11 protein-coding genes are annotated in these 12133 nt (G+C 39.5%); 9 read left to right on the forward strand and 2 right to left on the reverse strand.

What is annotated here, in order from left to right; genetic code table 11:
* Window positions 1–1621: ribonuclease J1 (gene rnjA / locus ACFPQ3_RS00995; protein WP_380433476.1), on the reverse strand; the 1621-nt coding region annotated here is incomplete at its 3' end.
* Window position 1622: 1 nt separating this feature from the next.
* Window positions 1623–1853: a DNA-dependent RNA polymerase subunit epsilon gene (locus ACFPQ3_RS01000; protein ID WP_156806429.1), complete on the reverse strand. Its 231-nt coding sequence runs from the start codon at window positions 1851–1853 to the stop codon at window positions 1623–1625.
* A gap of 232 nt (window positions 1854–2085) precedes the next feature.
* Here ACFPQ3_RS01000 and tsaB point away from each other — a divergent pair, with 232 nt between their 5' ends.
* The 9 genes from tsaB (at window position 2086) to ACFPQ3_RS01045 (ending at window position 12066) form a co-directional block, all read left to right on the forward strand.
* The gene (gene tsaB / locus ACFPQ3_RS01005; protein WP_156806428.1) at window positions 2086–2766 is read left to right on the forward strand and encodes a tRNA (adenosine(37)-N6)-threonylcarbamoyltransferase complex dimerization subunit type 1 TsaB; all 681 of its coding nucleotides are present in this window, start codon (window positions 2086–2088) and stop codon (window positions 2764–2766) included.
* Window position 2767: 1 nt separating this feature from the next.
* The gene (gene rimI, locus ACFPQ3_RS01010; RefSeq protein ID WP_156806427.1) at window positions 2768–3175 is read left to right on the forward strand and encodes a ribosomal protein S18-alanine N-acetyltransferase; all 408 of its coding nucleotides are present in this window, start codon (window positions 2768–2770) and stop codon (window positions 3173–3175) included.
* A 34-nt stretch (window positions 3176–3209) separates the two neighbouring features.
* On the forward strand, window positions 3210–4232 hold the full coding sequence (gene tsaD, locus ACFPQ3_RS01015; RefSeq protein ID WP_156806426.1) for a tRNA (adenosine(37)-N6)-threonylcarbamoyltransferase complex transferase subunit TsaD: 1023 nt from the start codon (window positions 3210–3212) through the stop codon (window positions 4230–4232).
* A 186-nt stretch (window positions 4233–4418) separates the two neighbouring features.
* Entirely contained in the window at window positions 4419–4838 is a 420-nt protein-coding gene (gene rpsL, locus ACFPQ3_RS01020) for a 30S ribosomal protein S12 (protein ID WP_121835063.1), read from the forward strand.
* An 18-nt stretch (window positions 4839–4856) separates the two neighbouring features.
* Complete coding sequence (rpsG, locus tag ACFPQ3_RS01025) at window positions 4857–5327, forward strand: 30S ribosomal protein S7 (protein WP_156806425.1); 471 nt, start codon at window positions 4857–4859, stop codon at window positions 5325–5327.
* Window positions 5328–5624: 297 nt separating this feature from the next.
* Window positions 5625–7703 carry an elongation factor G gene (gene fusA / locus ACFPQ3_RS01030; protein WP_156806424.1) on the forward strand — a complete coding sequence of 693 codons (2079 nt, stop codon included), beginning with the start codon at window positions 5625–5627 and terminating at the stop codon, window positions 7701–7703.
* 671 nt (window positions 7704–8374) lie between these two features.
* Window positions 8375–8854, forward strand: a complete 480-nt coding sequence (locus ACFPQ3_RS01035; protein ID WP_156806423.1) for a hypothetical protein — start codon at window positions 8375–8377, stop codon at window positions 8852–8854.
* A 1068-nt stretch (window positions 8855–9922) separates the two neighbouring features.
* The gene (gap, locus tag ACFPQ3_RS01040) at window positions 9923–10933 is read left to right on the forward strand and encodes a type I glyceraldehyde-3-phosphate dehydrogenase (protein ID WP_156806422.1); all 1011 of its coding nucleotides are present in this window, start codon (window positions 9923–9925) and stop codon (window positions 10931–10933) included.
* A 224-nt stretch (window positions 10934–11157) separates the two neighbouring features.
* Entirely contained in the window at window positions 11158–12066 is a 909-nt protein-coding gene (locus ACFPQ3_RS01045; RefSeq protein ID WP_232323232.1) for an aldose epimerase family protein, read from the forward strand.
* Window positions 12067–12133 lie beyond the last annotated feature (67 nt).

The following is a 12133-nucleotide window of genomic DNA, read 5'->3' on the forward strand; positions in this document are numbered from 1 at the left end:
ATAGGAATGGACGGAGAGCATTGACCGCAGCGCCACTAACGGTTTGGACGCTAGCCTCTTTGTTTTTCAGCGCAATACGGATAGCATTGAATAGTACGCGTTGGCTCTCGCGGATAAGGTCACCAGATTCACGCATGTAAATAAAGCCGCGACTGAGAATGTCTGGCCCCGCCAATATCATTTTTGAACTAAAATCAACAGTAGCAACTGCTAGTACGACACCATCATCAGATAAATCTTTACGGTCACGAAGGACAGCAGCACCGATTTCTCCGATACGGTTTCCATCTACATAAACATCTTGCGCGTTAAATTTACCAGCCATGCGAGCCGAATCTTTAGTCAGAGCAAGTACGTCACCATTTTCCATGATGAAAATATTTTCTTTAGGAATACCTATGTCAATTGCTAGACCGGCATGGACTTTTTGCATGCGGTATTCACCGTGTACTGGCATGAAGAATTTTGGTTTCATTAGGCGAAGCATGAGTTTTTGCTCTTGTTGTCCACCATGTCCAGAAGTATGGATATTATTGATTTTACCATGGATAACCTCGACACCAGCTTCTTGAATGGTGTTGATGAGCTTGTTAACGCTGGTTGTGTTTCCTGGGATTGGACTTGATGAGAAAATAACGGTATCACCTGGTTGCAAGGTTACTTGACGATGCATACCATTAGCGATACGTGCTAGCGCAGCCATTGACTCTCCTTGGGATCCCGTACACATGATTAAAATGTCGCTAGCGTGATAGTTTTTCATCTCGCTAGGGTCAATGATTGTTCCTTTGGGTACTTTGATGTAGCCAAGTTCAACACCGTTGATGATGGCTTTTTCCATAGAGCGACCAAAGACAACGATTTTACGACCGGTTTTAACAGCAGCTTCTGCGGCCTGTTGAAGACGAAAAATATTTGAAGCGAAGGAAGCGAAAATAATACGGCCATCAATACCTTCGATAATTTTCATGATTGATTGCCCAACGACTTTTTCAGAATTGGTAAAAGTAGGGACTTCAGCATTGGTAGAGTCTGATAAAAGGCAGAGAACGCCTGACTCGCCAAGTGCTGCCATACGGTGTAAATCGGCTGGTTCTCCCACAGGAGTGAAATCGAATTTGAAATCTCCCGTGCAAACCACCTTACCTTGAGGGGTATGGATAACAATGCCTAGTGGTTCTGGGATTGAGTGAGTTGTGCGGAAAAAGGTCACGCTGAGATTTTTAAAGGTTAACTCAGTGTTGTGATTGATTTCATGAAGGGTTGCATCACGAAGTAAGCCGTGTTCTTCCAGTTTACCTTTAATTAATGCAAGAGCAAGTGGCCCAGCGTAAATTGGGACATTGGCTTGCTTGAGCAAGAATGGGATACCACCGATATGGTCTTCATGCCCGTGAGTAATCACCAAGGCTTTAACTCGGTTTAAGTTTTCAACGATGTAAGAGTAGTCTGGGATAACGTAATCGATGCCAAGTAAATCGTCTTCTGGGAATTTAATACCAGCATCTACGATAATAATCTCGTTTTGATATTCAATACCGTAAGTATTTTTTCCGATTTCACCTAAACCACCAATCGCATAAACCCCAACTTCATGTGGTTTTAGATTGATATTAGACATATTAAAGCTCCGTTAAGTTGAATACGCCAGTTTCTTTTTCATAAGCGAGTGATTTATCATCCAAGAGTTGGATGTGTTCGATGTTATAAGCAGTTTTTTCTTCAACTAGCTTACGGGCTTTGATGCGTCCTTCAAGTTCTGTCTGAGCATTAATTTCTAAATAAAGAGATTTAGTCGTCTCACGACGAGGACTACGGTCTTTGCTTTCTTGATAAAATACTTTATAAATCATTAAATTTCCTTTCTTTTGAGCGGGTTGACTGTGCAAAAAACAGATCAAAACAATAGCTATTTTGAAAAAAATATCTCATTACCAGTCTAGTCAATTTTTTACCCGAGTTTACAATTATTATAATTATATCATAAAGTCTATTTTGAGTAAAAAAATCAGTTGAAAATCTTTGTAAAGGTTCGTATTTATGATTTATGGTATAATTGAAATAGATTATATCAAAGGAAGAATAATGAAAGTATTAGCATTTGATACCTCGAGTACAGCATTATCGGTCGCTCTTTTAAATGGCGATAAGGTAATGGCAGAACAAACACTTAATGTCAAAAAAAATCATAGCATTAGCTTGATGCCAACAATTGATTTTCTGATGAAGCAACTTGATTGGGCGCCAACTGACCTAGAACGTATTGCCGTTGCAGAAGGACCGGGTTCTTATACGGGTCTTCGTGTGGCGGTTGCAACAGCGAAGACAATGGCTTACACACTTGGTATTGATTTGGTCGGTGTGTCAAGTTTGCAAGCGCTGTGCCCAAAAACAGAAGGCTTAGTAATTCCTGTAATGGATGCTCGTCGGAATAACGTTTATGCTGGTTTTTATGAAAATGGCAGAGCAGTACGACAAGATTGTCACATCAATTTTACAATACTTTTAGAGCAGCTAAAAGATATGACTCAAGTGACCTTTGTTGGTGAAGTAGAAGCGTTTCGAAGCCAAATTGTTGAAGCTTTGCCAAATGCAAGAATCCAACAGACCTTGCCGTCTGCAACACGCATTGGAAAAATTGGTCAATCCTTATCCCCAGTCTCAGCGCATGCTTTTGTCCCAGAGTATCTGAAAAAAGTAGAAGCAGAGGAAAATTGGCTGAAAACGAATCAAGAAGTTGAGACAACTTATATTAAGCGAGTGTAAGATGAGAGATAGGGCAAGTGAAATTTTCGAGGTTTTAACAGACGTCTATGGAACTTCTCCTTGGAATCTCGAACAGATAATTGCTGACTTAGAACAGGAAAATACTGATTATTTTTTTGAATACACAGACGGTCAGCTTAGCGGTTTTTTATCTATTCAAAATCTAGTTGGAGAGCTTGAAATTACTAATATTGCAGTTCGAAAAGAATATCAAGGTCAAGGGATTGCAAAACGCTTGATGGAACAGTTGGACGAACGTTCTGAGACTGTTTTTTTGGAAGTGAGAGAAAGTAATTTACCTGCGCAGGCTTTGTATCAGAAATACCATTTTAAAATGATTGGGCGTCGTAAAGAGTATTATCACAACCCGATTGAAGATGCGATTTTAATGAGAAGAGAAAGGAAATAACGAGAGAATCTGAGAGATTCTTCTTGCTTAAATTATGACAGATAGATATATTTTGGCCATTGAGTCTTCTTGTGATGAGACCAGTGTTGCTATTGTCAAAAATGATAAAGAATTATTAACAAATATTATTGCAAGTCAGGTTGAGAGTCATAAACGATTTGGTGGTGTGGTACCTGAAGTTGCCAGCCGTCATCATGTTGAAGTGATAACAACTTGTATTGCGGATGCCCTGACAGAGGCAGGTATCGCGTCTAAAGACTTGTCGGCAGTGGCGGTAACGTATGGTCCAGGACTGGTAGGAGCTCTTTTGGTTGGTATGGCCGCGGCAAAGGCTTTTGCGTGGGCACACAACCTTCCGCTAATCCCAGTCAATCATATGGCAGGACATTTGATGGCGGCGAACCAGACGCAAGAACTCCAATATCCTTTGATGGCACTTTTGGTTAGTGGCGGTCATACGGAGTTGGTCTATGTGGAAAAAGCTGGTGCATATGAAATTGTTGGGGAGACTAGAGATGATGCGGTTGGTGAGGCCTATGACAAGGTCGGCCGTGTTATGGGCTTGACCTATCCAGCGGGACGTGAAATCGATGAGTTGGCACACAAAGGTCAAGATGTTTACAATTTCCCACGTGCAATGATTAAAGAGGACCATCTAGAATTTTCGTTTTCTGGTCTTAAATCAGCCTTTATCAATCTCCATCATAATGCTGCTCAAAAAGGAGAAACGTTAGTAACGGAAAATTTATGTGCCTCTTTTCAAGAAGCAGTGCTAGATGTTTTATTGGCAAAAACGAAAAAAGCTTTAGAACGTTATTCTGTGAAGCAGTTGGTTATTGCTGGAGGAGTAGCGGCTAATCGAGGGCTTAGGGAACGATTGGCTCAAGAAATCTCAGATATTGAGGTTGTTATTCCTCCGCTACGTCTCTGTGGGGATAATGCAGGAATGATTGCCTTAGCAAGTGTTGTTGAGTATGAAAACAGTCATTTTGCTGATTTATCTCTTAATGCCAAACCAAGCCTTGCTTTTCCTGCAAAATATGGCAAAATAAAATGATTTCTAGGAAAAAATGGTTGACTTAAATTGTCGTATTTGATATTATACTAGACGGTACTTTTTACTTTTGGTCTCTCAAAAGTGTACAGAGACGTGCTGACAAATGTTGCAAAAGTACACGCAGGATTGAGGTTGTCACCAAACGCTCTTTCCAACCAGAATTAAAAAAATACAGGAGAAATGTAGATGCCTACTATCAACCAATTGGTACGTAAACCACGTCAATCAAAAGTTGAAAAATCTAAATCACCAGCGCTTAACGTTGGTTATAACAGTCACCGTAAAGTTCAAACAAATGTTTCTGCGCCACAAAAACGTGGTGTTGCAACACGTGTTGGAACAATGACACCTAAAAAACCTAACTCAGCCCTTCGTAAATTTGCCCGTGTACGTTTGAGCAACCTTATCGAAGTTACTGCATACATCCCAGGTATTGGACACAACTTGCAAGAGCACAGTGTTGTTCTTATCCGTGGTGGACGTGTAAAAGACCTTCCAGGGGTACGTTACCATATCGTTCGTGGTGCGCTTGATACTGCAGGTGTTGCTGATCGTAAACAAAGCCGTTCTAAATACGGTGCTAAACGCCCTAAAGGCGCTAAATAAGGAAGGGAGATAAGATAAATGAGTCGTAAAAACCGTGCTCCAAAACGTGAAGTTTTGCCAGATCCATTGTATAATTCTAAACTTGTAACACGTCTTATCAACCGTGTTATGCTTGATGGTAAACGTGGTGTTGCTGCATCAATCGTTTACGGTGCTTTTGAAACTATTAAAGAGGCTACTGGTAACGATGCAAACGAAGTATTCGAAACAGCTATGGAAAACATCATGCCTGTTCTTGAAGTTCGTGCTCGTCGTGTCGGTGGTTCTAACTACCAAGTCCCAGTTGAAGTTCGTCCAGAGCGCCGTACAACTTTGGGTCTTCGTTGGTTGGTAAACGCATCACGTGCACGTGGTGAACACACTATGCAAGATCGCCTTGCAAAAGAAATTATGGACGCTGCTAACAACACAGGTGCATCAGTTAAAAAACGTGAAGATACTCACAAAATGGCTGAAGCTAACCGTGCGTTTGCACACTTCCGTTGGTAAGATAGGATATTTTAGCGTTGAACAAATGCTAGCCAAAATAGGGAAATTGGCGCAGAAGTTTCAGTTTCTAGGAAATTTTATCTTTTTGGCAGACATTTGTAGCTAAAATTCAACTAAGAACAGGATGCGAGGGCGTCAAGAAAAGCCTAGGAAGATTTGCCTTTTTGACCGCTCGCTCTCAAGTCGAGTTCAATTTTTAACGCATAAACGTTAAAACGGGTGGGCCTCTGCCTATCCGTTTTTATTAAAATATGCTATAATAAAACGTAAACAAATTTTTATAGGAGAAATAACCTAATGGCACGCGAATTTTCACTTGCAAAAACTCGTAACATCGGTATCATGGCTCACGTCGATGCCGGTAAAACAACAACAACAGAGCGTATCCTTTACTACACTGGTAAAATCCACAAAATCGGTGAAACTCACGAAGGTGCATCACAAATGGACTGGATGGAGCAAGAGCAAGAACGTGGTATCACAATCACTTCTGCTGCGACAACAGCACAATGGGATGGTCACCGCGTTAACATCATCGATACACCAGGACACGTTGACTTTACGATCGAAGTTCAACGTTCACTCCGCGTACTTGATGGTGCGGTAACAGTTCTTGACTCACAATCAGGTGTTGAGCCACAAACTGAAACCGTATGGCGTCAAGCGACTGAATACGGTGTTCCACGTATTGTATTTGCTAACAAAATGGATAAAATCGGTGCTGACTTCCTCTACTCAGTGAGCACACTTCATGACCGTCTTCAAGCTAATGCTCACCCAATTCAATTGCCAATCGGTTCAGAAGATGACTTCCGTGGAATCATCGACTTGATTAAAATGAAAGCTGAAATCTATACTAATGACCTTGGTACAGATATCCTTGAAGAAGATATTCCAGCTGAATACGTTGATCAAGCAAATGAATACCGTGAAAAATTGGTTGAAGCAGTTGCTGAAACTGATGAAGAATTGATGATGAAATATCTTGAAGGTGAAGAAATCACTAACGAAGAATTGAAGGCTGGTATTCGTAAAGCGACTATCAACGTTGAATTCTTCCCAGTATTGTGTGGTTCAGCCTTCAAAAACAAAGGTGTTCAATTGATGCTTGATGCAGTTATTGACTACCTTCCAAGCCCAATTGATATTCCTGCAATCAAAGGTATTAACCCAGATACAGACGAAGAAGAAACTCGTCCAGCATCTGACGAAGAGCCATTTGCAGCCCTTGCCTTCAAGATCATGACTGACCCATTTGTAGGTCGCTTGACATTCTTCCGTGTGTATTCTGGTGTCCTAAACTCAGGTTCGTACGTATTGAATACATCTAAAGGTAAACGTGAGCGTATCGGACGTATCCTTCAAATGCACGCAAACAGCCGTCAAGAAATTGAAACTGTTTACGCTGGTGATATCGCTGCTGCGGTTGGTTTGAAAGATACAACAACTGGTGACTCACTGACGGATGAGAAAGCTAAAGTTATTCTTGAATCAATCAACGTTCCAGAACCAGTTATCCAATTGATGGTTGAACCAAAATCTAAAGCTGACCAAGATAAGATGGGTGTTGCCCTTCAAAAACTTGCTGAAGAAGACCCAACATTCCGTGTTGAAACTAACGTTGAAACTGGTGAAACAGTTATCTCAGGTATGGGTGAGCTTCACCTTGATGTCCTTGTTGACCGTATGCGTCGTGAGTTCAAAGTTGAAGCTAACGTAGGTGCGCCTCAAGTATCATACCGTGAAACATTCCGTGCTTCAACTCAAGCTCGTGGATTCTTCAAACGCCAATCTGGTGGTAAAGGTCAATTTGGTGACGTTTGGATTGAATTTACTCCAAACGAAGAAGGTAAAGGATTCGAGTTCGAGAACGCTATCGTCGGTGGTGTGGTTCCACGTGAATTTATCCCAGCCGTTGAAAAAGGTCTCGTAGAATCTATGGCTAACGGTGTTCTTGCTGGTTACCCAATGGTTGACGTTAAAGCTAAACTTTACGATGGTTCATACCACGATGTCGACTCATCTGAAACTGCCTTTAAGATTGCTGCTTCACTTGCCCTTAAAGAAGCTGCTAAATCAGCTCAACCAGCTATCCTTGAGCCAATGATGCTTGTGACAATCACTGCTCCAGAAGATAACCTTGGTGATGTTATGGGTCACGTGACAGCTCGTCGTGGACGTGTTGACGGTATGGAAGCTCGTGGTAACACACAAGTTGTCCGTGCTTACGTGCCACTTGCTGAAATGTTTGGTTACGCAACAGTTCTTCGTTCTGCAACTCAAGGACGTGGTACATTCATGATGGTATTTGACCACTATGAAGATGTTCCTAAGTCAGTTCAAGAAGAAATCATTAAGAAAAATAAAGGGGAATAATTCTCCTAGAGCACTCGATTATTTCGGGTGCTTTTTGATATTCAAGTAACAAGAAAATGAGAGAAAGTTTTATCTGAATAGTATTCGTGATGGAGAAATTCAGATATTTTCAGATAATTATATGTGATAGTTAGACTTTATTATAGCTTTCAGCCGGCTTTTCTCTGGGAGAAAAATACCTAAACTCATTAATCAAGTGATTAAATCATAACCTAACCCTGAGTTCAGCGACCCTCTCCTTAGGCATTGCTGAAGTTTAACGGTTTATAACTAGTGGACAAATCACTCGTTTTCATGAATGGTTTTAACTTAACATAATTAAGGGAATCTATGAGACGATTACATGGTAGTTTATGTTAAGGTATAGATTGCAGATCAGGCTTATAGATATTTTGATATAGTTATAGCTCTAGAAAGAAGAATTGTTAAGCATTAAGATATCATAGTAAAGAAGCCAAGCTAGTCAAAAAGGCTTTGAAAAATCTCCGAAAATTCTATATGGTAAAATTACTAGTTGAGAATCTACATTTTTTGTGTTTCGCCTTACAATGGAGCTAATTTTTATCTGTATTTTTGTAAAGTAGCTGCTGTTCGTGTTTACTTGATTGAAGGTTTATGTTACGATGATATCGTGCTGTAAAGCACTAATCTTTTTAGAATGAGGTATTATAGTGTCTAAATATAAAGTTTCAAGTATCATAATGCTTACTGCGTTCTCATTGTTTGCCAGTGTTTCTGCAAATGCAGACGAAGTTCCCACAGTGAGCTCTTCACAAGTTGTTGTATCACATAGAAATTCAGATCCATGTACAGCAGAAACCGTAGAACAAGGTGTTAATAGGGATAATTTTGTTAATATCGCGGCTCCAGGAGGGAGAGGAACAGAAGGGTCAGAATGGGTTGATGAACAAGTCCAAAATTTGAGGAAAAATGAAACCGTTACAGTAAGCGTTTCATCATTTGTTGTATCACATAGAAACTCAGATCCATGTACATCAGAAACCGTAGAACAAGGTGTTAACAGTAATATCTCGGCCCCAAGGGGGGGAGAAGCAGAAGGATCAGAATGGGTTGATGAAGACAGTGAAGAATTTAATAAAATTAAGAAGACAGTTTTCATCCCCCACTTTTTTAAGTTTGATTTTAATTAAATAATTAGATATGTATCGGCTAATTATTTCTAGTTTAAAAGAAACTGAAAAAGTTCTAAAAAATAGAAAAATCAGAAGTTCCTATTTGAGTGAACTTCTGATTTTTAGGTGCATGATAAGTCAAAACTACCCATGAAAACAGGTGGTTTGTACGCCGGCTATTAGCGATTAAAATACAGTGGCACCGATAGAAAATGAGGAAAGCGCGTGGTAATACCATTAGTTTGAGGAGATGATAGAATACACTATCGGAAAGAAAAAATGGGTATGGTGGCAGACTATATTTATAACTATTATCTTTGAAACGGAAAATTTTCTGATACTAAGGCTTCAGACTCACCAACTGTGTTCGCCTTAGGTTGGCATAAGTTGCTAGGAGCTACTAATTTGCTAAATATACTAGTTTACATTGCTAGAATATTATGATACAACAGTACGAACTATGTTGCGAGAAAGGAATTGACTATGGGTATAGGTTAAAAACAGTTTTTTGAGCAATTAGATGCCATTACAACTTCCAATTCTGAGTTGACTTCTGATTTCTGGAAGGATGAGATAGGGAAGGATTAAAAAGAGGCTCTTTTTCTACCATTTGTCAATTATAGTGGCGATTTCTTAGCTAATATAGTTGCTAATTTGATTATGCAATGCTCACCATATATCAAGGTATGATTGCTTGGTACTTTTTCTTGAGGATACTATGAATGCCAACAGCAATATGGCCATTGCTAAAGCCTTTCTTAGTGTAGGGAGGTGGAATGGTTCATTCTTGTAGAAAATTTAGTTATATCAGATTTTCTGAACACACACATCTATCTTTTTCTGATTTATTACATTTTAAAGTTAGGACGTTACTGCTTTAGAAAAAATACTTTTAATAAAGTTGTGAAAATTATAACAAAAAATGCATAAGAAAGCGGTTTAAGAATTTGCATTTTCTTGCTATAAGTTATATAATAGAAATGTTGAAAGTTACTTGTACTTTTACAAGTTAATCTTTTCACAATTGTTAAAGGGGTAGCCCTTAATAAAAATATTTACTTGATTTTCATAAGGAGGAAATCACACATGGTAGTTAAAGTTGGTATTAACGGTTTCGGACGTATCGGTCGTCTTGCTTTCCGTCGTATTCAAAACGTTGAAGGTGTTGAAGTTACTCGTATCAATGACCTTACAGATCCAAACATGCTTGCTCACTTGTTGAAATACGATACAACTCAAGGTCGTTTCGACGGTACAGTTGAAGTTAAAGACGGTGGATTTGAAGTTAACGGTAAATTCGTTAAAGTTTCTGCAGAACGCGAACCAGCTAACATTGACTGGGCTGCTGACGGTGTAGAAATCGTTCTTGAAGCTACTGGTTTCTTTGCTTCTAAAGAAAAAGCTGAGCAACACATCCATGAAAATGGTGCTAAAAAAGTTGTTATCACTGCTCCTGGTGGAAACGACGTTAAAACTGTTGTATTCAACACTAACCACGACATTCTTGACGGTACTGAAACAGTTATCTCAGGTGCTTCATGTACTACAAACTGTCTTGCACCAATGGCCAAAGCTCTTCACGATGCATTTGGTATCCAAAAAGGTCTTATGACAACTATCCACGCTTACACTGGTGACCAAATGATTCTTGACGGTCCACACCGTGGTGGTGACCTTCGTCGTGCTCGTGCTGGTGCTGCTAACATTGTACCTAACTCAACAGGTGCTGCAAAAGCTATTGGTCTTGTTATTCCAGAACTTAACGGTAAACTTGACGGTGCTGCACAACGTGTTCCAGTTCCAACAGGTTCTGTAACTGAATTGGTTGTAACTCTTGATAAAAAAGTTACTGCTGATGAAGTAAACGCTGCTATGAAAGCTGCTTCAAATGACTCATTTGGTTATACTGAAGACCCAATCGTTTCTTCAGATATCGTAGGTATTTCATTTGGTTCATTGTTCGACGGAACTCAAACTAAAGTTATGGAAGCTGACGGTGAGCAATTGGTTAAAGTTGTTTCATGGTACGACAACGAAATGTCATACACTGCACAACTTGTACGTACTCTTGAGTACTTCGCAAAAATCGCTAAATAATTAGTATGAAAAGAACCCTAGGGTTCTTTTCTTTTTGCTATTAACAGATAATATATCAAGTTGTAAAATATACTTATAAAAATTTAAGGAGCTATTTTATGACATTTGAAACAAAGGGTTTAGAGGTTATTGATGGTAAAGAGGTTGTTCAAATTCGTTTGGTCAATAAAAATCAAGTTGTTGCAAGTTTTTTGACGTTAGAAGCAACTTGGTAGGAATTTTTAGTGCCAACAGGTGATGGCAAGCATAAAAATCTCTTGTTAGGGTTTGATAAACCTAGTGATTATGGGAAAAATACCCTATATGCTGCTCAGACGATTGGACGTACAGCAGGTCGTATTGCGAAAGGTCAAGCGGCTATTGGTGGAAAAGTCTATCAATTGCCTATTAATAATAATGCTAATACTCTTCATGGTGGTCCTAATGGCTTTCACGGCCAAGTTTGGGATTATGAATTGGTAGAAGGCGATGATTTTGTAGCAGTTAAATTTAGCTATAAAGCTAAGCAGGCGCTTGATGGCTTCCCTGGAGATATGGATGTTGTAGCTACTTTTGCTTTAAGTGATGATAACAGCTTAACGATGACGTTTACGGGAAAAAATGCTACTGAAACTACGCTTTTTAATCCAACGACTCACCCATACTTTAATCTGAGTCAGTATCAGGATCTTCATAGCCATATTTTGAAAGTTCAAGCGGATCATGTTTTGGAAGTAAATCGTGAATTAATTCCTTCAGGAAATTTCTTAGATGTGACGAATACTCCTTATGATTTTAGAGGAGGACAAAATTTGAGCTCTGCTATTTCCCAAAACGATGGTTTCGATGGTGCTTGGGTGGTTAATAGCAAAGCTGGCGAGCCAATTGTAATTTTGACTGACGAAGAAAGTGGAAACCAACTTAGAATCTTCTCAGAGCGGCAAGGAGTTGTTATTTATACGATGAACTCACTTGAAGATGGTGTCTATTTTGCGCGTGATAATGGGCTAGTAGGCAAGGCACAGGAAGGTGTTGCGATAGAGCCTCAAGATTTATCAGATGCTGTCAATCATGAAAACTTTAATCAGGTCTTCCTAAAACCAGGTGAAGAAAAAAACTATGAAATTGTTTTTGCTTATGAGAAGGTGAAATAAAAGGATGCAAACTAAAAAGCATAAGATTGATAGCTGCTTGTTCAGTGGCTTAATCTTGTGCTTTTTG

It is taken from the genome of Streptococcus caledonicus (genome assembly GCF_042656225.1).
GTDB classification, from domain to species: Bacteria; Bacillota; Bacilli; order Lactobacillales; family Streptococcaceae; genus Streptococcus; species Streptococcus caledonicus.